The organism is Methylosarcina fibrata AML-C10 (assembly GCF_000372865.1).
Lineage (GTDB): Bacteria > Pseudomonadota > Gammaproteobacteria > Methylococcales > Methylomonadaceae > Methylosarcina > Methylosarcina fibrata.
In genome coordinates, this window is record NZ_KB889965.1 from 1626475 (window position 1) to 1650739 (window position 24265).

The window sequence follows — 24265 nt, forward strand, 5'->3', positions numbered from 1 at the left end:
ATAATTAATATTGGATCAATACCATTTTCCGAATTCTGCGCATTCAATCAATTTTTTCCATTCTCTACGTCCGTTACGTTAGAGAGCGGGTAAAGCGCTTGAAATAATCGATACAATGATCCCGACGGGACTTTTGTCCCAGTTATACACAAATCCTGTGGATAACTTTGTGGATTACTTGTTCCATAAGCGGCTTACTTACGGTTTTTATTATCATTTTGTTAAATTGAACAAAAAGAAATCAATTCAAAATAACAATATAATCAAAAGCTTAATTCCTATCCAGAAATTTCGGGCGGTTTCGGCTCCGCTTTGCTAAGTCATTGATTCCGGCTGTGCACAATGACTATTGAAGCCCTATCCTCTACTTCATGCGGCATATGTTTTACTTCAACCTCTTTCATCCCAGGCTTTTTCCAGCCGTTTTGCCGACACCGGGTAAGCGGTCTTCAATTGCTGGGCATAAAGCGAGACCCTGAATTCTTCCAGAGCCCAGCGGAACGGGTCGAGTTCCGGTATCACGCTCTCTTTTTTCGACTTTTTTTCGACATCCTGCCAGAAGCGGTTCGCATAGCGGCTGATTTCCTGATTTTTTTGCGGATCGTTGCTTAATTTGTCGAGACGATAGACGACCGCTTTCAGATAACGTGGAATCGCCTTGAGCTGCTCGTACGGCGTGTTGCGGATAAATCCGGCATAAATCAGAAAATTGAGCTGCTGGTTGACGTCGGCGGCCAGAGGATTGTTCTCATTCAGGCGTTGCAGCCGTGCTTTGACGTCGCCGTAAAGAGTCAGGACCTCCAGGGCCGTCTTCCCTGCTTCCTGGGCGGACGTCATCAGTTTTTCCTTGTTCTGCAGCAAGCTTTGCTCGAACGCCTGCTGACTGCGCAGGATTCGGCCTTCGACGAAGACATGATTGAGAATCAGGTACAGCATGTCCTCCTTATAGGATGCGCTCGGTTTATAGTCGAGAATGCCGTGTTTGGGCAGCCGGCTGTAAGTCAGTTCGGCCGCGGCCGATTGTGGCATGTTTTTCAAAAGATAAGTGCATTCCTTGCGCAACTGCAATTGAAACAACCGGATCAGACCGGCCCGATGCTGCTGCGCCGCCTTGCGCTCGGTATCGAACAGCCGTACGCCGACGGCATTGCCTTCATCGACGATCGCGGGATAGCCGATGAACGGCTGGCCGCGCTGCGTGAATTGCAAAGTGTCCGGCAGATCGTCGAAGGCCCACTGAATGCAGCCGGTGTAATTCAGCTCGTCCGCGGCCAGTTGGTCGAAGCTGTCGCCGGCGACGACCCCGTGTTTGGCCTGGAGTTTTTTCAGATCGCGGCCGTGATCGAGCAGCTTGCCCTGGTCGTCGACGATCCGGAAATTCATTTTCAGATGCTCGGGCAAAGACTCCGGATTCCAGGCATTCAACGGGATCGCCTCCCCGGTCAGCTTGCGCAGCCGGTTGCCGAGCCATTCGTAAAGTGAACCCTTGAAATCGGGCTCGATTTCAAGGCAGCGCTTGACTGTTTCCGGCACCGGCACGAAATGCTTCCGGATCGGCTTCGGCAACGATTTGACCAGCGCGATGCATTTTTCTTCGAGCATGCCCGGCACCAGCCAGTCGAACGGAGCTTGCGCAACCTGATTCAACTGGTGCACCGGAATGACTGCGGTCACGCCGTCCTCGTCGTGGCCGGGCTCGAAACGGTATTGCAATCTTATCGTCAGATTGCCGACCTTCCTGCTGTCCGGATAATCCCATTCGTTGACCGCATGATCCTGTTCCCGGGTCAGGTCTTCTTTAGTCAGAAACAGGAATTTTGGATTCTCGCGCTCGACCTTTTTCCGCCATTGATCGAAAGTGATGCCGTTGACGACCTCGGCCGGCAACTTCTTGTCGTAAAACTGGTACAGCCATTCCTCGTCCTCGACCAGATCGACCCGGCGGCCCTTGTGCTGAATGTAGCCGACCTCTTCGAGCAGTTTTTGATTGGCCAGGTAAAACGGCGCATTGCTGTGATAATCGTGGTCGACCAACGCCGAGCGGATGAAAATTTCACGCGCGGCTTTCGGATCGACATGTTCGTAAGGGACTTTTCGACCTGCCTGCAAAGTCAGGCCGAACAGCAGTGTGCGCTCGTACACCGCGCAGCGTGCCGCCTTTTTCTCCCAATGCGGATCGTAATAATTGCGCTTGACCAGATGCGCCGCGCACTCTTCGATCCATTCCGGCTCGACCTTCGCGACGGTCCGCGCGTAGACCTTGCTGGTCTCGACCTGTTCGGCCGCCATGATCCATTTCGGCCGCGCCTTGTGCTGGCCGGAGCCCGGAAAGATGAAGAACTTGAGTCCCCGGGCGCCGAGATATTCGTAAGTCTCGTGCCGGAAACCGATGTTCGAGAGCAGGCCCGGCAACAACGCGCGATGAATTTCAACATAGCTGGCCGGCACCGTATTCATTTTCAGGTTCAGATCGCCCTTGATCACCTGCATGATCTGCGCATGAATGTCGACCCATTCGCGCATTCTTATGTAGGAAAGAAAGTGTTCCTGGCAGTATTTGCGCAGCTTGTTGTTCGACAAGTGCTTTTTCTGCTCCTCGAAATCGTTCCAGAGATTGAGCAGGGTCAGAAAATCCGAATCCTCGTGGCGAAAGCGCGCCTGTTTCGCCTCGGCCTGCGCGAGCTTGTCGGCCGGCTTCTCGCGCGGGTCCTGAATGCTGAGCGCCGAGACGATGATCGCGACTTCGTGCAGCGCATGCTGCTTTTCGGCCGCGATCAGCATCCTTGCCAGGCGCGGGTCGGTCGGAAACTTGACCAACTGTTTGCCGATCTCGGTCAGCTTGCCCTGTTTGTCCAGCGCGTTGACTTCCTGCAGCACGGTCTTGCCGTCGCGGATCATTTTTTCCTCGGGCGGCTCGATGAACGGGAAATCCTCGATGTCGCCGAGATTCAGCGCGGTCATCTGCAGAATGACCGCCGAGAGGTTCGTGCGCAGGATTTCCGGCTCGGTGAATTCCGGCCGCGCCCGGTAGTCTTCCGGCGAATACAAGCGGATGCAGATGCCTTCGGCCACCCGGCCGCAGCGCCCTGCTCTCTGATTCGCGCTCGACTGCGAAATGCGCTCGATCGGCAGCCTCTGAATCTTGCTGCGGTGGCTGTAGCGGCTGATCCGGGCGTGCCCCGTATCGATCACGCCGCGGATGCCGGGCACGGTCAATGAGGTTTCGGCGACGTTGGTCGCCAGCACGATCCTTATCTTGCCGCCTTTCGGCTTGAAGACGCGCTCCTGCTCGCTGACGCTGAGCTTCGCATACAACGGCAGAATCTCGTACCGGCTCGGATGATGTTTTTTCAGCGATTCGGTCGTTTCCTTGATTTCGCGCTCGCCGCTCATGAAGATCAGAATGTCGCCGTGCAGGTCGCGTACCAGTTCGTCGACCGCGTCCAGAATCGCCTGCTGCAAATTGTCGCTGGTTTCGTCGTTCGCGGCTTTCTTGCCGTCCTCGTCCTGTTCGGTTTCCTCGACCGGCCGGTAGCGGATCTCGACCGGATAGGTGCGGCCCGACACCTCGATGATCGGCGCATCGAAAAAATGCCGCGAAAAACGCTCCGGGTCGATCGTCGCCGAAGTGATGATCAGTTTCAGATCGGGACGCTTCGGCAGCAGCCATTTCATGTAACCGAGCAGGAAGTCGATGTTCAGGCTGCGCTCGTGCGCTTCGTCGATGATGATCGTATCGTACTGGTTCAGGTACGGATCGTTCTGCGTCTCGGCCAACAGAATGCCGTCGGTCATCAGCTTGACCAGCGAATCGGCGTGGGTCTTATCGGTGAAGCGCACCTTGAAGCCGACCGATTTGCCGACGGGCTCGCCGAGTTCTTCCGCGATCCGGTCCGCGACCGTGCGCGCGGCGATCCGCCGGGGCTGGGTATGGCCGATGAAACCGCCGGCGCCGAGCCCGATCGACAGGCAGATCTTCGGCAGTTGCGTGGTCTTGCCGGAGCCCGTTTCGCCGCAAACGATGACCACTTGGTGGTTGCGGATCAGTTCGGCGATCTCGTCCTTCCTGCCGGTGACCGGCAAATCGGGAAAATTCAACGCCGGCACGCTGACCAGACGTTGCTTGCGTTTGGCAATCGAGTGCTCGATCTTCGATTGCAGCGCGGCGAGTTGGGCTTCCGGATTTTTACCTTTCTGGCATTCGCCGCGCAGCCGGTCGAGCTGGCGCTTGAAGCCGGGCCGATCCGGGTTCAGGCACTGGGGCAATTGGCGGGAAAGTTGCTTGAGAGTTTCAGGAAGGGACATCGAAACAGCCATTTAAAAAATGGCTTATTATACGCTAAACGGACGTTTCGAAAGCGAACGCAAACGGGCCGGCGTTTCATGCCGGCCGCGCGGCTGTCTTTAGGAGTCCATATGGTGCGCCTTGAGGCCCCAACTGAACAAATTGGAAAAGCGCTTGTTGCCCTGCCGCAAACGGGGCAGCAGCATCTGCATCCAGTGAAAGAGCAGATGAAATCCGATTTCGGGATGATTGTCGAGAAAATGCTTCAGCTTGACCGAATCGATAACGGCCAATTGGCATGGCACGATGGTTTTTATGGAAGCGCAGTGCGGTTCATTATCGAAAAAGCAGGAAAGTGCGAATTCTTCCCCTTCCACCAATTCGCACAATCCGAAGCACACATGCTGCGCCTCCGAAATTTTAATGTCGGTGCAAACCGAGACTTTGCCGTTCAGTATGACGTAAATTTCCTTGCCTCGGGTTCCTTCCGTAAAAACGAACCGATCGGCATCGTAATTTTTTCGATACCAGAATTCGCCTTCCATGAATTCGGGGTGCTCAAGGAGAAACTTTAGCGAACAGGAATGTGAGGTATCTTCCATAAAGATGTGCTCAGGAAGTCATTATACAGCCGCTTGACGGCGATCGAAGCGATTATCGTCTGTTTTTCGTGCTTTCGCAAATTTGCCGCAGGATGCCGAAGCCGTGCGCCGGAAAAGCCTCTTTTACCATGTCATTTTTCCGATCCCCGGACGCCTGAGCGGCGTTTTCGACTTCTTCCGGCCGGAGCGAAGAAACAAGCAGTCCGTATCGAAATGAACCGTCCCGCCCTTGCTTCATCTAATTTTTTAGCATGCAAGCCCTGCCGCCGGCGTTACAAAAAGGACTTGCCTTATCGGCCGAATTGAGGAATATAATGCAGTCAACTCAAGATGAATGTATTTCTCCGATCTTTGAACCATAACAATAACATCGAGGAAGCCATGAAATTTCTTGCCGTTCACCCAAGCCCGCTCATGTACACCCGGGTATTTTTGCGTCTCGAACCTTTGGGGCTGGAATTGGTCGCCGACACGGTCCGGCGTCTGGGCCACGAAGTGTATCTGATCGATCTGCAGGTCGAAACGCATCGGGATTTTTTACGAACGGTCGAGTCATGGCGTCCCGACGTCATCGCGTTTTCGTTGAATTATCTGGCCAACGTACCCGAAGTCGTCGATCTGGCCAAAATGGCCAAGGACCGTTTGCCGGATTGCTTTGTCTTTATCGGCGGCCACAGCGCCTCTTTTACCGCCGATGAACTGCTGGAGCACGGCGAAGGCCGGATCGATGCGGTGCTGAAGGGCGAAGGCGAGTCCGGCGTGCCTTTGCTGTTGCAGGCTCTGAAAGAAGACCGGAACAGCGTCCATACGCTGCCCGGCGTCGTCACCCCTCACGGCCGGGGCCCTCAGCCCACTTTCGTGCCGGATTTGAACAATCTCAGCCCCGCACGGGATCTGCTCCGTCATCGCCGCCACTATTTTCTCGGCATGCTCGATCCCTGCGCTTCGATCGAATTTTCCCGAGGCTGCCCCTGGGACTGCTCGTTCTGCAGCGCCTGGACTTTTTACGGCCGCAGCTACCGCGTGCTGAATCCCGACAAAGTGGTCGAAGAATTGCAGCAGGTCCGGGAAACCGGCGTCTTCATCGTCGACGACGTCGCCTTCATCCAGGACAAACTGGGCCTTGAGATCGGCGAAGCCGTCGCCCGCAAGGGCATCAAGAAGGAATATTATCTGGAGACCCGCGGCGACGTGTTGCTGCGCAACAAGGACGTCTTCAAGCTCTGGAAGGAACTGGGCATGAAATACATGTTTCTCGGAGTCGAAGCCATTGACGAAGAAGGGCTGCAAAAATACCGCAAGCGCGTTTCTCTCAGCAGAAATTTCGAAGCGCTCGAATTTGCCCGCTCGCTCGATATCACCGTCGCGATCAACCTCATTGCCGATCCCGATTGGGACCATCAGCGTTTTAAAACCATCCGCGAATGGTGCATGGAAATTCCCGAAATCGTCAACATCAGCATCAATACGCCTTATCCCGGCACCGAAAGCTGGCTGACCGAATCGCGGAACCTGACCAGCCGCGATTACCGGTTGTTCGACATCCAGCACGCGGTGCTGCCGACGAAAATGCCGCTGGACGAGTTTTACCGGGAACTGGTGGAGACGCAAAAAGTGCTGTTCACCAAGCACATGGGCTGGGCCGCGGTCCGGGATACCGCATCGATCATCGGCAGGCAACTGATGCGCGGGCAAACCAATTTCCTGCGCAGCCTGTGGAAATTCGACAGCGTCTTCAATCCCAAGCTGCAGTTGGCCGATCACGGCATGCCGGTCAAATATCACATGGCGCCGCCGCCTCAAGCGCAACAGCGCGCGGACGCCAAGTCGATCTATATCCATCAGCCGATGGGACGAACCGGCCGGCAACTGGACGAGGCCAGCGAACGTTTTGTCGACGCCACTCGCGCCGGCATAAAAACCGTTCCTTGAAAGCAAGAGTGCATTGCCGGCTTTCGCAGGATGCGGAATTTGCTCCGTTATCCTGAATAATCGGCTCTGACTGCCTTCAGAACTTTACTTTGGTTCTAAGGTCTTTTGAAATGATACGGCAACAAGCTGAAGTTACGGTAATCGACCGGAGTGGATGCTCGTGGCGCAAGGCACCGGCCGCATTTCCGGCAAGTCAATCAGGGGGTTTTATTGATTGACGGTAAAGGAGGCTGCCGAGCCGGGTTTTAAAAATTGATATGCAAAAACAGAAGGAGTGCCTCGTGCAATTTTTTCGAATGCGATCGCCGGAATACAGTTCCACTCATCAGGACCTGTTCATCAACGGCAATCTGGAACACGTTTACCGATTTCCGGGAGTCAGTTGTCTGGCCTGCCGAACCACTTACGGAGGAAGCCGTATCCTGTCGGACCCGGCTCCGCAGCAAATCCTGAACGACAAACGTTTTAAAAGCCGCTGGCCGGTGTCCGACGAGGAACACGCCGCGATGCAGAAAGAGATTGCCGGTTATCTGAACAAGGAATTCGTTTCCTTCGTTACTTTCCGGCCGGGAGATAATTTCCAGCCGGCCTACCTGAGCATTCCTGCGAAACCCACGGCCGATTTTTTATGGCCGAACATACGCAGTTTTGTGGTCTCCGAAAGAATGAAAAAGATGGTGTTCGAGGAATTGTCGGGCACTGTCGACATCGTGCCGATCGAATTGCGAAAAGTCGGCAAGCCGAAGCCGAACGTCGCTGCCGACACGGCTTCTCGAGAATCCTCCACGATGGGCCGCAGCCGGCTTGAATCGCTTGATTCCGACGAGTCGGTCGGCCCTTATTACCAGATTCTGGTGCGAGCGGAATCGGATTATCCGAAAGGCGGACTGCCGCTTTCGACTTGCTCGGTATGCAAACGCGAATACATCGAGGAAGAAAAAAGAGAACTGATCATGAAGGAGGACATGTGGCGCGGGCAGCCCATATTCTTTCTGAAAACCACGCTCTACGTCGTGGTGACCGAAGCGCTCGCCGAGAAAATCCGAAAGGCGCACGCCACCAACGTCGATTTCGTTCCTTATTAAGGACCGAGGATTCCTATCCTATTTATTGGTTTTATCCGACTATTAAATGTAATGGGTAATGCGTATGAAAATCTTGATGGTGTTGACCTCACACGACCAACTCGGCGATACCGGTAAAAAAACCGGATTCTGGCTGGAAGAGTTTGCCGCTCCCTATTACGTTTTAAAGGATGCCGGCGCCGACGTCACGTTGGCCTCGCCTCGGGGCGGTCAGCCGCCGGTGGATCCGAAGAGCGACGAGCCGGAGTTTCGGACGAAGGCCACGGAGCGCTTCCGGCGGGACCAGGCGGCCCGGTCCGCGCTGGCGTCGACGTTAAAATTGTCCGAGATTTCGCCGCGGGAATTCGATGCGGTCTTCTATTCCGGCGGTCACGGCCCGCTTTGGGATCTGACCGGCGATAAGGATTCCATCGCCTTGATCGAGTCGATGTTTGCGGCGGGTAAACCGGTCGCCGCGGTCTGTCATGCACCTTGTGTCTTGCTGCACGCCAAAGCGCCGGACGGCAAGCCTCTGGTTCAAGGCAAACGGGTCACCGGCTTCGCCAATTCGGAGGAAGCCGCCGTGCAGTTGACCGAAGTCGTTCCGTTTCTGGTGGAAGACGAGCTGGTTCGGCTCGGAGGCCTTTATACCAAGGAAGCCGATTGGCAGCCGCACACCGAAAGCGACGGCTGTCTCATTACCGGCCAGAATCCGGCTTCTTCCGAGGCCGCCGCCCGGTTGTTATTGACACAACTGGGCCGAAGCACCGATAAATAGCCGGCCAACCGGCAGACTCCCCGATGGCTTGTGCCGGCGGACAGCCCGAATTACCGCTCGGAGGCCCTGGCCGTTGTCCTGTCCTGAAGAAGAAATTCGGCGGCATCCCGTTGCAGGTCCACCGGTTTTTTGGAGATAATGCCGCTTTCCCATGCCAATTATCTCTTATCCAGGCAAACCTGAAATGCTGACGCGACTGATCGTCTATTGGGCGTATTTTCTAAAAACCTGGCCGCGTTACCAAAACACCAAGCGTTTTTTTCATTCCCTTCTGATCGATCCGAAGAGCCGGCTACGAGCCTACTTCGATGTGTTCATGATCGCCATGGTCATGATCAGCGTTTTTTTATTGATCTATGAAGTCGATCAGACGCCGAACGAGGCGCAGACCGTCTTCGAACACGTCGTCGTCGTTCTGTTCGCTGCCGAATATCTGCTGCGCCTCTGGCTGTACAGCGATAATCATCAACTCATCCTGGATTATTATGAAAAGACGGAATATCTGAATATCCCTTTCCGTCTGCGCAAAGTCTCCGCTCTGATTCTTGCGAAAAAAATCGAATACGTCACCAGTCCCCTGGCGATGATCGACCTGCTGGCCATTTTGCCGAGCTACCGGCCGCTCAGAATCTTGCGCATCTTTCTTATCTTCCGGTTGTTCAAGCTGTTCCGCTATATCAACAGCATCAAGCTGTTTACCCAGATCCTGTCCAACAAGCGTTTCGAGCTTTACACGCTGGCCGTGTTCCTGGGTTTTCTGATCTTCATCGGCAGCACGGCCATTTATCTATTGGAAAATCCCGAAAAAGGCGGCAGAGTCCGCGACCTGTTCGACGCCTTTTATCTGACGGTGGTAACCCTTTCCACTGTCGGTTACGGCGATATCGCACCGCAGACGACCGGCGGCCGCCTGGTCGCGATGTTTCTGATCTTTACCGGTCTCGGCGTCTTGTCTTTCTTTACTTCCATTATCGTCTCGGCATTTGCCGACAAAGTGCACGACATGCGCGAGAGCAGCGTCTATACCGAGCTGTATCGGCACGACGACATCGTCATCATTTGCGGATTCGGCCGGGTGGCTCTGCACATTGCCCGGCAATTGCAAAAACATCACAAGCCTTTCGTCATTATCGATAAAGACCCGGCCCGCGCGGAGGCCGCCAAGCACCTGGGTTTCCTGGCCATCCAGGCCGATGCCAGCAAAAATGAAGTCCTGACCAACGCGGGCATTGCCCGCAACGCCACCGCCGTAGTGTGCGCGACCGGAGACGACGTCACCAACGTTTACATCACCCTGACCGGCCGCCAGTTAAATCCCGGTATTCGAATCATTTCCCGGGTATACGGAGCGGAAAACATCAAGAAACTGTATCAGGCCGGAGCGAATCTGGTCATCGATCCGATCGAGACGGCAGGCATGGTGGCGGCCGAATACGTCGGCCAGCCGGTCGCGTTCGAGGCGATTTTGGGCATCATGCGCGAAGAAAAGGCGTTTATCATGGAAACGATCGGCGTACAGCCCGGCTCTTCGATCGTGGGAAAAACGCTCGGCGAGCTCGATTTCGAGCGGAGCAAACTGATGTTGATCGGAGTCATCGGGAGTTATCCGGAATACCGGAAGGAGAAATACCGCTATCCGTTAAAAAACCAGCATTTTTATTTTAATCCGGAAAAATTTTTCGTACTGCGCGAAGGCGACTTGCTCGTGGTATTGGGCAAACAAATCGGCATCGACTACTTCCGCTACCAGATCGAAAAGAGCCGGCTGAAACTGGGAGGCAAACGATGAAACGGATTGTTGTCTTCGGCGACGTCCGCATGGCTCTGGAAACGATGTCGCGGCTCGACCGACAAACTTCCACCGTCGTGTACGCGGCGCCAAGCGAAAACGAAGCCGTTTTCATCGCGGACCACGGCTTTCCGACGGCGATCGTTGATTTTCGCGACGACGAGGCGTTGAAAACCGTCGGCATCGGCTCCGGCGTCGATTATCTTTTCTGCTTTTTCGAAGCCGATTCCGATAATGTCTTTTTGACGATTTCCGCGCGCGCACTCGACAAGAAGCTGAATATTCTTGCGATCGTTCATGATTCCGATTCTTCGGAGAAATTATTGGCGGCGGGCGCCGACAAAATCATTGATCCCTACGAAATCAGCGGACGCAGAACCCATGAAGTCCTGGTCAAGCCGGAAATCACCCAGATCCTCGATCAGACCGTATTCCGGCGCCACGATCTGAATATCGCCGAGATCGAAATTCCTGTGGGTTCCCGGCTGGAACGCTGCCGGCTCAGCTCGCTCCGGTTAAACGAACGGCACAATCTGATTCTGATCGGCGTCGTCGACAAGGAACTGGGCAACGAACTGCATTTTGCCGTCGGCGACAAGGAGCATGTTCTGAATGCCGGGGACGTGCTGGTCGTCATGGGTCCCGCCGAGGAGATTAAAGAATTCAAGGAACAGTTGATTTCCACTCGGAAAGAAACGAACGCCAGCCTTTTGAACGAATGAATCGATCGATCCGGGCCATTGTCACGTTCTCGATGCAATCGGCGCCGGCCGCGGTCTGCTGAATAGGTCTTACGCGCAAAGTGCGGTGCCGGCGTCACCGGGCGGACACGTAATGCCTGTTCCCAGGCAGACGCTTGAGAACAGGCTCGAATCCGCTCGCGCCTCGGGAACCCTGCATAAGGCACGAAGAAAAGCGTGTCCTTAAAGCGCCATCAAAGTTCAGAACAGAGCAACTCGTCATGGCGAGACCGATTCCCTTCATTCCATCGAAGCTTCATTTCCGGACTTTAAACCGGCCGGAATTAAAATACGCCGTCCCCGCCATTCTTCCCACGAGGCCGCCAGGATATAACTACCGAAAGCGATCGAAAGAGACAACAGATAAGGCGTCGCCAGTTCAAGTACATGCTGGCCGATGAGCCAGGTCAGCATGCCCGCGGCAAGGGTGACGCCGGCGCTGAGCACGCCGCCGAAACGGGTGAACAATCCGAAGAGGACGACGGTAAAGATGCCGGCGCTGCCGAAGGCAGAGGCTTCTTCGACCAGCGTGTAGACGCGATCCGCATACAGTGCCATGACAAACGCGATAACGCCGCACAGCATCACCATCCATCGGGCCATTTTTACTTTGCCTTCGTCGCTGATCGATTTCACCGCCGGCACGATCAAATTGTGCGACAGCAGGGCCGAGGCCGCCAGAAGCGCGCTGTCCACGGTGGATAAAATGGCGGAAATCAAGGCTCCGGCGAAAACGATATATAAAAAGGTATTCAGATGGTTCCGGGCCAGGGCGGGCAGAATCTGCTCGGGATGCTCAAGCCCCGGCAACAATTGCCCGCCGAGAAGGCCGATAAAGACCGGAATCAGCCCGACCGCCAGATAGAGAACGCCGCCTTGAAGACAGGCGCGCCGTGCAATCCGGGGCGAACGGCTGGCCAGCACCCGGGCCACCAGTTCCTGCGACAGCACCGAACCGCAAATGGGAATCGCCCAGTGTTCAACGATTTCGGCCAGAGAAGTATGGTCGGCTCGGAAAAAAGCGAGCCGTTTCGGTTCGATATGGGCAATCGAGGCCTCGACGCCGCCGCCCGCCTGCAACAGCAACGCCAACAGCAGGATCAGCCCGACGATCAAGGCCACGCCCTGCACGGCGTCGGTCACGACGTCGGCGAGAAGGCCGCCGTACATCGTATAGATGATGACGACCCCGGCCGCCACGGCGATGGCCATCTCCACCTGAAACCCCGACGCCGCCGACAGCACCTGTCCGAAGGCGCGAATCTGGGCCGCCGCCCACATGACCGACGTCGGCGCGATCAAGACGACGGCCAGGTTTTGAATGCGGGCGGAATAGCGTTGCTCGAACAAATCCGCGAGGGTCGTCAGGTTGCGCCGCCACAACTGAGCGGCGAAGAACAGGCCCATCACCATCAGACACACCGTATAGCCGAACGGATCGATCGTGGCCCCCGACAAGCCGTTTTCATAGACCGAACCGGCCGCGCCGATGCAGGTTTCGGCGCCGAACCAGGTGGCGAACACGCTCAAACTGGCCATGCCGGTGCCGAGGCTTCGGCCAGCCAGAAGATAATCGTCTTCGCTGGTGATGCGGCGGGAAAAATACACCCCGACCCAAAGCTGCATCAGAATATAGACGATAACGCCGAAGAGAACGGTATTCATGGTTTCAACAATAATCCAAAAATCGGTCGGGACGGTTCAATCTCTTTCACGGCGACGCTGGAGAAACGGGCCGAAACCGGCGGACGACGGACGTCCGGCGCGAACGCGAGGCAATACCGTCGGGCTTGCTTAAGACGATTCCAGCTCCTTTTTAGCCAGATAGTCTTCGAATTCGGCCAGCGGGATCGGTCTGCCGAAAAAATAGCCCTGGAAATACGGGCAGCGGTATTTGGAAAGATACCGCCATTGCGCCTTGGTTTCAACGCCTTCGGCGATGACGACCAGATCGAGGCTGCGCCCCAGCGACAGAATGCTGCGTATGATTGCCGCGTCCTGGCTGTTTTTTGAAAAATCCCGGATAAAACCCTTGTCGATTTTTAACTGATTGACCGGCAAAAGCGATAAATACGCGAGCGACGAATAGCCGGTGCCGAAGTCGTCCATGGCGAATTCCACGCCGAGTTTATTAATCTCGACCATCTTGGCTATCACTGCCTCCGGGTTTTCCATGACCAGACTTTCGTTGATTTCCAGTTTGAGCCGGCCGGGATCCACTTCGAACTCCGCCAATACCGCGCGGAGCTGATCGATAAAATCCGGCTGCCGGAACTGGCGGGCGCTGATGTTGACCGATACCGTCAAATGCCGGGTTAAAGGATGGTCGGCCCAGGCCGCAAGAATCGCGCAGGCCCGGTTGAGAACCCATTGACCGATCGGCAGGATCAGACCGGTTTCCTCGGCCAGGGGCACAAATTTGGCCGGCGGCACAAAGCCTCTCTGAGGATGCTGCCAGTGCAGCAGGATTTCCGCTCCCACCGCCTGCCCTTCTGCGTTCACCTGCACTTGAAACAGCAAGTCCAGTTCGCCTCCGCTGAGCGCATGGCGCAAATCGGCTTCCAGGGCATTGCGCTCGTTAAACACCGACTGCATCGCCGGATCGAAGACCCGAATCGTGTCGCGTCCGGCGTGCTTGGCCTGATACATGGCCATGTCCGCTCGTTTCAGCAGATCGTTGATGGGCACGGTATGCCCCAGAAACAACACCAGACCGATGCTGGCGCTGGAATGGTGCTCGAAATGATTTTTGTTTTCCGAAGGATTGCCCAGATCCAGCCAATAAGTCGCCGCCAGGGCTTCCCGGATTTTTTCCGCTACCGCCAGCGTCTGCACGGCCGCCTCCTCCGGTTTTTTCGACAGGTTTTCCAGCATCACGACAAACTCGTCCCCGCCCATGCGCGCCACCGTATCGCCTTCGCGGACACAGGACTGCAACCGTTTCGCCACTTCGATCAGCAACTTGTCGCCGAGATCGTGGCCCTGCGTGTCGTTCAGTATTTTGAAACGGTCAAGGTCCATCATCATCAGGGCGCCGTAATGCTGGCTCCGCTGGCTGCTGACCAGAGCGATGCCCAGGCGGTCCAGCATCAACCGGCGGTTGGGCAGATGCGTGAGAGGATCGTAAAAGGCCAGGTTTCGAATGTGTTCTTCCGCTTCCTTGAGCGCACTGATGTCGAAAAAGGCGGAAACATAATGACTGATTTCACCGGTATGGTCGGTTACCGCGCTCACCGAGAGCCAGACCGGGTAGATCGTGCCGTTCTTGTGCCGGTCCCATACCTCGCCTTCCCAGTGCCGGTTCTGTTTCAGCTCTTCCCATAATTTCGCATAAAAGGTCTTGTCCTGCATGCCTGATTGCAGAATGTCCGGATATTGCCCGATCGCTTCTTCCATCGTGTAACCGGTCAGACGGGTGAAGGCACTGTTGACCCGGATGATGCGGCCCGTTTTGTCGGTGATCAGAATGCCTTCGTTGACTTCGAAAGCCGTCGCGGCGATGCGCAAATCGATCTCTTCCAGTTTGCGGTCGGTGATTTCGGTCCAGGCGGCCAGCACTTCTTTCGGCAGACCGTTTTCGTCAATGATCAACTGCTGTTCGTCCCGGATCCATAACACGGAGCCTTTCTTATGGATAAAGCGGTATTCGTAAACCTGATGTTTGCCGGAAAACAGGGCCCTGCTTTCTTTCAGCACCCGGCCGCGATCCTTCTCGTAAAGATGCTGCTCCCACCACAGAGGTTCCAGCGCTTCCTCGATGCTGTAACCGGTAATGCGCGTCAGGTTGTCGCTGATCCAGTGCGGTATCAGGCGCTTCTGCTCGACTTTCAGCGCGAATAGAACCGTCGGACTGGTGGCGACCATGTAGCTCAACTGCTCGGTCGACCGTTTTAGCTGATGGGTGATCTGCTGCGTCCGGTCCAGCATCCTGTCCAGTTTTTCTTTGGTTATGATCAGGTAGTAGCTCAGCGAGGTCAGTACCGCCGTGATGGCCACGACAATCAAAATGATCGACGAAGAATCGTAGGAGGTGCTCTGCAGAGCATACTGCTGTACAGGCGCCAGGGGCATTTGCTGTGCCGCTGCCGCCCCGGCGCCATGCAATAGACAACCAAGAAAAAAAGCCAACTGCCTTAATGTACCCGGACGGCAATAAAACCGTCGGCTCTTTTTTCCTGTGAGCGGGACAAGTACGCTGTTTCCGGGGATAGGATCGATCATTGCGCTTCCGACGCCAAAAATGATAAAAAAACTTAATGAGTAACGAGATTCTTTGAAGCAAAAAGGCAGGCTGCCGAAGACGTTCAATTATCGACGCATACTTTCGGTCAGGACTGTGCCGATCTGCTTGCCTCTCTGCCGTAAGAAAGCGTTTACCGATACTCTACGCTTATCCAAAAAGCGTGAAACCGGCCCGGAATGATTTGCCAAAATCTCCACGGCGCTTTTATCCCGGTAATTTTAGACTTTAATTGGCCGGCCGCATGTTTTTCGGTAACGGCAGCCGGGCCCTCTCCTCGCCGCTTGCGGCTGCCGGCAACGGGATCGCAGCCCTTCCGACGACGTTTTCGGCCGCTGCCGTCAACCGATCGCCGAGCGGAAAAATATAATCCGGATGATCGATGCAACCTATGGGTCAAATCGGCCGCATGATAACCTAGTGTAGATGAACTTCTTGGTCATTATGACATCGGGAATGTTAAAATATCCTTATTTATACAGTGAATTCCGACGATTCAGCGAACGCTGCATCGACGCCAGGAAAGGCCGCCCCGTAGGGGTCTTCATCCCGTCCACTCGACACAAGCGCCGGGACCGGTTTTCAGGATGAAGCTTTCGGCAGCGGACAGTAAAAAAATCGCCGCGGATTCTTTGTTGATCCTGTCTTTTTTTCTTTATTAACCCAAGAGATAAACATATTGACCATGAAAATCAACTATTTCACCCTCATTTTCAGTTTCGCCTTCGCAGCCGCTGTCGGTGGCTGCGGCACGACCGCTCCGGAGAAAAAGACCGAAGCCGCCGGCCAGCCGGCCGCTCTGGTCAACGATTTTCCGACCCGGGACCGCGTCGAATACGTGCTGAACTGCGTGGCGCAACACGGCGGCCTGACCTATATCACCCAGTACGCCTGCGGCTGCAAGATCGACAAAATCGCAGAAAAAATGACCTTTGCCGAATTCGAAGCGGCCAAAACCTTTACTTATCTGAAAAGCACTCCCGGTGAAAGCGGCGGCATCTTCCGCGATCCCAAGCAATCCAAGGATTTAAGAAAATTGCTTAAAGAGGCGGAAGCCTATGCCGAGAGAATGTGCTTCGTCAAATAACGGCGAAAAGTCATGAAAGCTCATCCGGAAGCGCGATGGGCTTATTTACGCCCTGTTCGAGAACGGCCCGCTTTTTGCCGCGATGTTCTGAATTGAAGAGGAAAAGGCGGGCCAGCGGCCACTCCGTTCAGGAGCTTTCATATTTCCTTTTCCTCGCTTCCTCGATTCGCCAATACCGCTCATCCATTCAAACATCCGATAACACGTCGGCCGTCTTTTAGCGGTTACCTTCCTTGTTTGCCGGCCAAACTTACCCAAACGGACCGGACGGCATCCTCTTTAAATACCGGCTTTGTTTGGTCGAATGAAATTGCAGGCCGGTTTTGAATCTTCTTCTTGCGTTTCCCGACAACTCGTCCTCCTCCGCTTTCATGCCGCAAGAACTTCAAGAACCGGTTCTTTCTTTATCTTTATTGCTTCCAAAGCATTTTCGGTTCACAAGCACCACCAAAACTGTGTCAGGCGGAGCGAATTCATCCGCCTTGCACGCGGGGCTTCCAGTCGATAGTTCATCAATTCTTCGGACAAGCGAAAAACCGGTGGTTTAAACTCGGTAAAAAATTCTGTTGAAGAAATTGAATGAGCTCGGCAGATTGCGGTTGATCTTGAGGCACTTTTTCAGCGTCTCGATTTATTTTAATAATAAAGATTTGACAATTCAAGACGACCGGTCGTATTATAATTTCATGAACGCTACTTCACAAAAACGATTCAACCGCGACACTATCTTGAGCCAGGGCGTTTCCCTATTGATGCAGCAGGGCTACCACGGTACCGGGCTGAAAGAGATTCTGGACGCCGTAAGGATCCCGAAAGGGTCTTTTTACAATTACTTCGACAGCAAGGAAAGCTTTGCCGCCGAAGTCATCCAGCACTACATCGAGCCCTTTATCCGGCAACTGGAAGGCCATTTAAGCACTCCGGATCTCGATGCGTTGAGCGCGATCAAACGCTATTTCGACGAATTGATCGCCGAACTGGAAAAGTCCGGTTTCAAAGGCGGCTGTCTGCTCGGCAATTTGATGGGTGAAGTGGGCGACACCAGCGAACTGTGCCGCAACTCCCTGCAAACGGCCGTCCATCGCTACCGCGATTTGCTGAAGACCGGACTGGAAGCGGCGCAGAGCCAGGGCACCGTCAGAACCGACAAATCGGCCGAGGCGATGGCCGATCAACTGGTCGATGCCTGGCAGGGAGCCTTGTTAAGAATGAAAATCGAAAAATCCTCCGGACCGCTCAAGCAGTGTTGCCGGGATTTGCTGGACGATTATTTTAAAGCGTAACACGGCGGCGACGTTCGAAAACAAGCCGGCCGGACGCATCAACCCACCAGGAGAACCACCATGCCAAAATACATTATCGAACGCGACATTCCCAACGTCGGCACGTTAACCCAGCAGGAATTACAAGGCATTTCGCAAAAATCGTGCGGCGTGCTGCGCGAAATGGGGCCGAAAATCCAGTGGCTGCAAAGCTACGTGACCGGCGACAAGGTCTATTGCGTCTATATCGCTCCCGACGAAGCCAGCGTCCGGGAACACGCCGAAAGAGGCGGTTTTCCCGCGAACAGGATTTCCGAGGTCAAGAACATCATCGACCCGACCACGGCAGAAAGCCGTTAATCCCGACCGGAGAAATCGTCATGCAAGTCACCTGGGACGAAACCCAATGCTGCCATGCCGGCGTCTGCGTCAGCTCGTTGCCGGAAGTATTCAAGATAAAGGACGGCCGTTTCGTCATCGAGCCCGACAACGCTTCCGTGGAAGATTTGCGACGCGTAGTCGCCGAGTGCCCTTCCGGCGCCCTGAAAATGTCCGAAAATAATAGAGAGAGATCCTGATGAAACATCCATTTTTACCTTATCGCCGGCCGGTCCGGACCTTGATGCAGGCTTCCGCGCTCACCGCCTCCGTCCTGCTGCTGCCGAGCGCCGGCATTCCCCTTGCCCAGGCCGATGAGACTTGCCAATCGCCTTACATGGCCAAAATTGTCGGGCAGGAAGATTTCATTCACGTCTGGACGCTGGGCGCCGAAGGCGTCGGCGACGAGCAGGACAAGCTGGTCACCGTCGACGTCAATCCCAAATCGCAAAATTACGGCAAGGTCGTCCATACCGTGTCCGTCGGCGGGCGCAACGAAGCCCATCACTCGGGTTTTACCGACGATCGCCAGTATTTATGGGCGGGCGGACTGGATACCAACAAGCTGTTCATTTTCGACGTGCACACCGATCCCGCCAAGCCGAAGCTGGTTAAAACCATTACCGATTTCGTGGCCAAAAGCGGCGGCGTCGTCGGCCCCCACACGACCTATGCGCTGCCGGGCCGGATGATCATCACCGGTCTGTCCAACAACAAGGATCACGGCGGCCGCACCGGCCTGGTCGAATACACCAACGACGGCGAATACATTACCACGCACTGGACTCCGACCGACAGCGATCTCGGCGGCGCCGTCAAAACCGGCAAATACGCGGACGGCTACGGCTACGATTTGCGGGTGCTGCCCCGGCGCAACCTGATGCTGACTTCGTCGTTTACCGGCTGGTCCAATTACATGATGGATTTCGGCAAGATGCTGAACGATCCGGAAGCGATGAAACGTTTCGGCAATACCGTCGTGCAATGGAACCTGCACAGCAAGCAGCCGAAAAAAGTCTTCGACGTGCCGGGAGCGCCTTTGGAAATCCGCTGCGCCTGGGGCGAGAACCACAACTACTGTTTCACCAGCACGGCGCTGACTTCGAAAATCTGGCTGATCTACGAAGACGCGGAAGGCTCGTGGCAGGCGAAGGAAGTCGCGGACGTCGGCGATCCGTCCAAAGTGCCGCTGCCGGTCGACATTTCGATTTCGAGCGACGACAAAATGCTCTGGGTCAACACCTTCATGGACGGCAAGACTCGGGCGTTCGATATTTCGGATCCGTTCAAACCGAAACAGGTCTATGAGCAAAAAATCGGCGCTCAGGTGAACATGGTGTCCTCGAGCTGGGACGGCAAACGGCTCTATTACACGTCATCGCTGCTGGCCAACTGGGATAAAAAAGGCGCGGACAACGAACAGTATCTGAAAGGCTATGTCTGGGACGGGAAGGAATTGAAGGAAAAATTCGCGGTCGACTTTACCAAGGAAAATCTGGGCCGCGCCCATCAGATGGTGTTAAATGCCTACTCGCTTTACAGCGCGAACAAGCCGGTTTCGGAAACACTGTTGGCAGAACTCGACAAGGAAAAATAACCCCGACCGACCAGAGCCGGCGCACGGAAGGAAACCCGGCCGGCTTTGCCGCTTATTCCAGAACCTGAAAAAACGTTTCGTCCGGCTTGATCATGCCCAATTCGCTTCTGGCTCTTTCCTCGATCGCTTCCTGCCCTTTTCTCAAATCCAGCACCTCGGCGTAAAGCGCCTGATTACGCTGTCTTTTTTCTTCGGCCAGTTTTTTCAGATCGTCGAGCCGCTGCTGGTAAGCGCGAATTTCGGCAATGCTGCCGTCCCCCAGCCAGATACGGTACTGGAGATGAACAATTAATAAAACGATGATCGCAGCAAGATATTTCATAAATCCGGTGAAGGCGGAACCTTTCGGCTCCGCCTTGAGTGAGCGGTTTAAAGCGACTTGAACGCGCTGCGGCCTGCGTACCGGGCCGCGCCGGCCAACTCTTCCTCGATCTTCATCAGGCGGTTGTACTTGGCGACGCGATCGGAACGGCTCAAGGATCCGGTCTTGATCTGGCCGGTGCCGGTCGCAACGACCAAGTCAGCGATCGTGGTGTCTTCGGTTTCGCCGGAACGGTGCGACACGACCGCGGAATAACCCGCTTTTTTCGCCATGTCGATCGCCGCCAGCGTTTCGGTCAGCGTGCCGATCTGGTTCACCTTGATCAGGATCGAATTCGCAATGTTCTGCTCGATGCCTCGCTTCAGGATCTTCGGGTTGGTGACGAACAGATCGTCGCCGACCAACTGGATGCGCCCGCCGAGTTTTTCGGTCATCACTTTCCAGCCGTCCCAGTCGTTCTCGTCGAAACCGTCTTCGATGCTGATGATCGGGTATTTGTTGACCCAATCGACGAAGAAATCGGCCATTTGCGCCGAGCTGTACTGCTTGTTTTCGGAAGCCAGATCGTAAACGCCGTCGCTGTAATATTCGGAAGCGGCCGCGTCGAGGCCCAGGAAAATGTCGACGCCGGGCTTGTAGCCGGCCTGTTCGATCGCCTGCAGAATCACGCCGATCGCTTCTTCGTTCGACGACAGATTCGGCGCGAAGCCGCCTTCGTCGCCGACGGTCGTAGCCAGGCCTTTCGATTTCAACACTTTGGCCAGGTTGTGGAACACTTCGGCGCCGTAACGGATCGCTTCGCGGAAAGTTGGAGCTCCAACGGGCAAAATCATGAATTCCTGCAAGTCGACGCTGTTGTCCGCGTGCGAACCGCCGTTAATGATGTTCATCATCGGCACCGGCATGACGAATTCGCCGGATTTGTTCAGATAGCGGTACAAAGGCTGCTTGCTTTCTTTCGCCGCCGCATGCGCCGCCGCCATCGACACCGCCAGCATCGCGTTCGCGCCGAGACGCGACTTCGATTCGGTGCCGTCCAGTGCGATCATCTTGTTGTCGATGCCTTCCTGATCGGCCGCGTCCATGCCGACGATCGCGGAACGAATTTCGGTCTTGACGTTGTTGACCGCGTTCAGAACGCCTTTGCCGAGGTAGCGGGACTTGTCGCCGTCGCGCAGCTCGATCGCTTCACGCTCCCCGGTCGAGGCACCGGACGGCACCATCGCGCTGCCGACCACGCCGGACGCCAGCACCACCTCGGCTTCGACGGTCGGATTGCCGCGCGAATCCAGAATTTCTCTTGCACGTATATCTACTATTGCAGCCATTAATGTTTCCTTAGATTGTCGTTTCTATCAGAGGCCGTGATTTGACCGCCTGATCGATGGTTAATAAAACTTCGAGTAATTCTTTCATTCGATGCATCGGCCACGAATTCGGGCCGTCGCTTTTCGCTTCGGCCGGATTCGGATGCGTTTCCATGAACAAGCCGGAAATGCCGGTCGCGACCGCCGCGCGCGCCAGTACCGGCACGAATTCGCGCTGGCCGCCCGAACAATTGCCCTGCCCGCCCGGCAACTGCACCGAATGGGTCGCATCGAACACGACCGGACAGCCGGTGTCGCGCATCACCGCCAGGGAACGCATGTCGGACACCAGATTGTTGTAGCCGAACGAGACGCCGCGCTCGCAGACCATGATTTGGCCGTTGCCGGCGGCTTTCGCTTTTTTCGCGACATTGGCCATGTCCCAGGGAGCCAGGAACTGGCCTTTTTTGATGTTGACCGGAATGCCGCAGGCCGCGACGCTCTGAATGAAATTGGTCTGCCGGCATAAAAACGCCGGGGTCTGCATCACGTCGACAACTTTCGCAACTTCCTGGAGCGGCGTGTCCTCGTGCACGTCGGTCAATACCGGCACGCCGATTTCTTTTTTGACCTTTGCCAGAATTTCGAGCCCGCGTTCGATGCCGAGTCCGCGGAAGCTTTCGTGAGAGGACCGGTTGGCCTTGTCGAACGACGACTTGTAAATGAACGGGATATTGAGTTCCCGGGTCACTTCCTTCAGGTAGCCGGCCGTGTCGAGCGCCAGTTGCTCGCTTTCGATCACACAGGGACCGGCGATCAAAAACAACGGCCGGTCGAGACCGACTTCAAAACCACATAATTGCATGAATTTTCTCTATTGTATTAGTTCTTTTCGTTCCGGAATCCGTAGGGTACGCACCGCGTACCATTATCGCGATTATCCGCTAACATTGCCTTGAATAAGGTACGCGGTGCATACCCTACATTTGTCAAGCCACCGCTTTTTTATGCTCGACCGCCGCCTTGACAAAACCCGAAAACAACGGATGCCCTTTGCGCGGTGTCGAAGTGAATTCGGGATGGAACTGGCACGCCAAAAACCAGGGATGGTTCAAAATTTCCACCACTTCGACCAGACGGCCGTCGATCGACTTGCCGGAAAAACGCATGCCGGCCTGTTCCATTTTTTGCAGATACTGATTGTTGAACTCGTAGCGATGGCGATGTCGCTCGGTAATCACGTCCTTCTGGTACAGCTTGAACGCCAGCGAATCGGGCTGCAGGCGGCATTGCTGCGCGCCCAGGCGCATCGATCCACCCAGATCGGAGTTTTCGTCGCGGATTTCGATCCGTCCGGCTTCGTCCATCCATTCGGTGATCAGACCGATCACCGGATGCGGCGAACTCGGCAGGAATTCGGTGCTGTGCGCGCCTTCGAGTTTGGCAACGTCGCGGGCGAATTCGATGACCGCGACCTGCATGCCGAGGCAGATGCCGAGATAAGGAATCCTGTTTTCGCGAGCGTAGCGGACCGTGGCGATTTTGCCTTCCACGCCGCGCTCTCCGAATCCGCCCGGCACCAGAATGGCATCGACTTCTTTCAGCCGCGCCACGCCCTCGTCTTCGATCAGTTCGGAATCGATATAATGGATGTTGACGCGCGTGCGGGTGCGGATGCCGGCATGGATCAACGCTTCGTTCAGTGATTTGTAGGCATCGGAATGATCGACGTATTTGCCGACGATCGCAATGTCGACTTCATCGGCGGGATGAGCCAGCGCCTCAGCGACGCTTTCCCATTCCGTCAGATCGGCCGGCCGGGCATTCAGGCGCAGTTTGTTGACCACGATGTCGTCCAGGCCCTGCTTGTGCAGCAACAGAGGAATGCTGTAGATCGAATCGGCGTCGTACGCCGAAATGACCGCTTTTTCCTCGACGTTGGTAAACAAGGCGATTTTACGGCGTTCCGCGACCGGAATCAGCCGTTCCGAGCGGCAGATCAGAATGTCCGGCTGAATGCCGATGGTGCGCAGCTCCTTGACCGAATGCTGGGTCGGCTTTGTCTTTAACTCGCCCGCCGAGCGGATGTACGGCACCAGAGTCAGGTGGATGAAGAGCGATCTTTCCGCACCGAGATCGACCCGCATTTGCCGGATCGCTTCCAGAAACGGCAGGGATTCGATGTCGCCGACCGTGCCGCCGACTTCGATGATCGCGACGTCCTTGCCTTCGGCAACGGCTCCCTGCGTTGCTCTGCCTTCCGCATTCATGCAGTCGCCGGCGCTTTGATAAATGCGGTTTTTAATTTCATCGGTGATGTGGGGTATCACCTGGACCGTCGCGCCCAGATATTCGCCCTTGCGCTCCCGGCGCAGAACGCTGTCATAAACCTGGCCGGTGGTGAAATTATTCTTTTTGGTCATCGTGGTTTTCAAAAACCGTTCGTAATGACCCAAATCCAGATCGGTTTCGGCGCCATCTTCGGTGACGAAGACTTCGCCATGCTGAAAAGGACTCATCGTGCCGGGATCGACGTTGATGTAAGGATCCAGCTTGGTCAGGGTCACTCTGAGACCGCGCGCCTCCAGAATGGCGGCCAGCGACGAAGCGGCAATGCCTTTGCCGAGGGAGGAAACCACACCGCCGGTAATGAAAATGTATTTTGTCATGTCGATTGGATCAAGCTTCAGGAAGGATCTGATTGCATTTAATCAGTAAAACTTTCATATTTTAATCGACAAAGTCCGTTTCGTCATGGTCTTTTCTGTTATAAATTAGCATCCGGGCCGGCTGTGTTTCTTTTTTTATCGACGTCTTATAGAACGCCCGGTTCAATGCGTTCCATTATTTTTATGCATTCAATGAGACTGAATTCAAGCGAA

At 55.3% G+C, this 24265-nt stretch carries 18 protein-coding genes; 10 read left to right on the plus strand and 8 right to left on the minus strand.

The window, feature by feature from the left end; genetic code table 11:
- Nucleotides 1-390: 390 nt before the first annotated feature.
- Entirely contained in the window at nucleotides 391-4305 is a 3915-nt protein-coding gene (gene hrpA / locus A3OW_RS0107790) for an ATP-dependent RNA helicase HrpA (protein ID WP_020562870.1), read from the minus strand.
- Nucleotides 4306-4404: 99 nt separating this feature from the next.
- Nucleotides 4405-4887, minus strand: a complete 483-nt coding sequence (locus A3OW_RS0107800) for a cyclic nucleotide-binding domain-containing protein (protein ID WP_083918163.1) — start codon at nucleotides 4885-4887, stop codon at nucleotides 4405-4407.
- A gap of 381 nt (nucleotides 4888-5268) precedes the next feature.
- Between A3OW_RS0107800 and hpnR the strand changes: the two genes are divergently transcribed.
- The 5 genes from hpnR to A3OW_RS0107835 all read left to right on the plus strand — a co-directional run bounded on the left by hpnR (nucleotide 5269) and on the right by A3OW_RS0107835 (nucleotide 11172).
- Nucleotides 5269-6819 carry a hopanoid C-3 methylase HpnR gene (hpnR, locus tag A3OW_RS0107810; RefSeq protein WP_026223415.1) on the plus strand — a complete coding sequence of 517 codons (1551 nt, stop codon included), beginning with the start codon at nucleotides 5269-5271 and terminating at the stop codon, nucleotides 6817-6819.
- 281 nt (nucleotides 6820-7100) lie between these two features.
- On the plus strand, nucleotides 7101-7904 hold the full coding sequence (locus A3OW_RS0107815; RefSeq protein WP_157385829.1) for a hypothetical protein: 804 nt from the start codon (nucleotides 7101-7103) through the stop codon (nucleotides 7902-7904).
- A gap of 58 nt (nucleotides 7905-7962) precedes the next feature.
- Nucleotides 7963-8661: a type 1 glutamine amidotransferase domain-containing protein gene (locus A3OW_RS0107820; RefSeq protein WP_232422344.1), complete on the plus strand. Its 699-nt coding sequence runs from the start codon at nucleotides 7963-7965 to the stop codon at nucleotides 8659-8661.
- Between the two features lie 184 nt (nucleotides 8662-8845).
- Complete coding sequence (locus A3OW_RS0107830) at nucleotides 8846-10450, plus strand: potassium channel protein (RefSeq protein WP_020562877.1); 1605 nt, start codon at nucleotides 8846-8848, stop codon at nucleotides 10448-10450.
- Nucleotides 10447-11172, plus strand: coding sequence for a potassium channel family protein (locus tag A3OW_RS0107835; RefSeq protein WP_020562878.1), 726 nt, complete (start codon nucleotides 10447-10449; stop codon nucleotides 11170-11172). Before A3OW_RS0107830 ends, A3OW_RS0107835 begins: the two co-directional genes overlap by 4 nt.
- A 258-nt stretch (nucleotides 11173-11430) precedes the next feature.
- Here the strand turns inward: A3OW_RS0107835 and A3OW_RS0107840 are convergent, their stop codons facing one another.
- Together A3OW_RS0107840 and A3OW_RS28820 are read right to left on the minus strand one after the other, a co-directional pair.
- Nucleotides 11431-12855, minus strand: a complete 1425-nt coding sequence (locus A3OW_RS0107840) for a sodium:solute symporter family protein (protein WP_020562879.1) — start codon at nucleotides 12853-12855, stop codon at nucleotides 11431-11433.
- Between the two features lie 129 nt (nucleotides 12856-12984).
- Nucleotides 12985-15411 carry a putative bifunctional diguanylate cyclase/phosphodiesterase gene (locus tag A3OW_RS28820; RefSeq protein ID WP_157385830.1) on the minus strand — a complete coding sequence of 809 codons (2427 nt, stop codon included), beginning with the start codon at nucleotides 15409-15411 and terminating at the stop codon, nucleotides 12985-12987.
- 704 nt (nucleotides 15412-16115) lie between these two features.
- Between A3OW_RS28820 and A3OW_RS0107855 the strand changes: the two genes are divergently transcribed.
- The 5 genes from A3OW_RS0107855 to mtoX all read left to right on the plus strand — a co-directional run bounded on the left by A3OW_RS0107855 (nucleotide 16116) and on the right by mtoX (nucleotide 19754).
- Entirely contained in the window at nucleotides 16116-16517 is a 402-nt protein-coding gene (locus tag A3OW_RS0107855; RefSeq protein ID WP_020562882.1) for a hypothetical protein, read from the plus strand.
- A gap of 686 nt (nucleotides 16518-17203) precedes the next feature.
- The gene (locus A3OW_RS0107865) at nucleotides 17204-17800 is read left to right on the plus strand and encodes a TetR/AcrR family transcriptional regulator (RefSeq protein WP_026223416.1); all 597 of its coding nucleotides are present in this window, start codon (nucleotides 17204-17206) and stop codon (nucleotides 17798-17800) included.
- A 60-nt stretch (nucleotides 17801-17860) separates the two neighbouring features.
- Complete coding sequence (locus A3OW_RS0107870; protein ID WP_020562885.1) at nucleotides 17861-18139, plus strand: DUF4242 domain-containing protein; 279 nt, start codon at nucleotides 17861-17863, stop codon at nucleotides 18137-18139.
- Nucleotides 18140-18159: 20 nt separating this feature from the next.
- Nucleotides 18160-18357, plus strand: a complete 198-nt coding sequence (locus A3OW_RS0107875) for a (4Fe-4S)-binding protein (RefSeq protein WP_020562886.1) — start codon at nucleotides 18160-18162, stop codon at nucleotides 18355-18357.
- Complete coding sequence (gene mtoX, locus A3OW_RS0107880) at nucleotides 18357-19754, plus strand: methanethiol oxidase (RefSeq protein WP_020562887.1); 1398 nt, start codon at nucleotides 18357-18359, stop codon at nucleotides 19752-19754. The genes A3OW_RS0107875 and mtoX overlap by 1 nt, the downstream gene beginning before the upstream one ends.
- Before the next feature lie 52 nt (nucleotides 19755-19806).
- Here mtoX and ftsB read toward each other — a convergent pair whose 3' ends face one another.
- From ftsB to A3OW_RS0107900, 4 genes are all read right to left on the minus strand, one after another.
- A complete protein-coding gene (ftsB, locus tag A3OW_RS0107885; protein ID WP_020562888.1) occupies nucleotides 19807-20076 on the minus strand; it encodes a cell division protein FtsB in 270 nt (89 codons plus the stop codon).
- 47 nt (nucleotides 20077-20123) lie between these two features.
- Nucleotides 20124-21404, minus strand: coding sequence for a phosphopyruvate hydratase (gene eno / locus A3OW_RS0107890; RefSeq protein WP_020562889.1), 1281 nt, complete (start codon nucleotides 21402-21404; stop codon nucleotides 20124-20126).
- 10 nt (nucleotides 21405-21414) lie between these two features.
- Entirely contained in the window at nucleotides 21415-22248 is an 834-nt protein-coding gene (gene kdsA, locus A3OW_RS0107895) for a 3-deoxy-8-phosphooctulonate synthase (protein ID WP_020562890.1), read from the minus strand.
- A gap of 124 nt (nucleotides 22249-22372) precedes the next feature.
- Nucleotides 22373-24052, minus strand: coding sequence for a CTP synthase (locus tag A3OW_RS0107900; protein ID WP_020562891.1), 1680 nt, complete (start codon nucleotides 24050-24052; stop codon nucleotides 22373-22375).
- Between the last annotated feature and the right edge of the window lie 213 nt (nucleotides 24053-24265).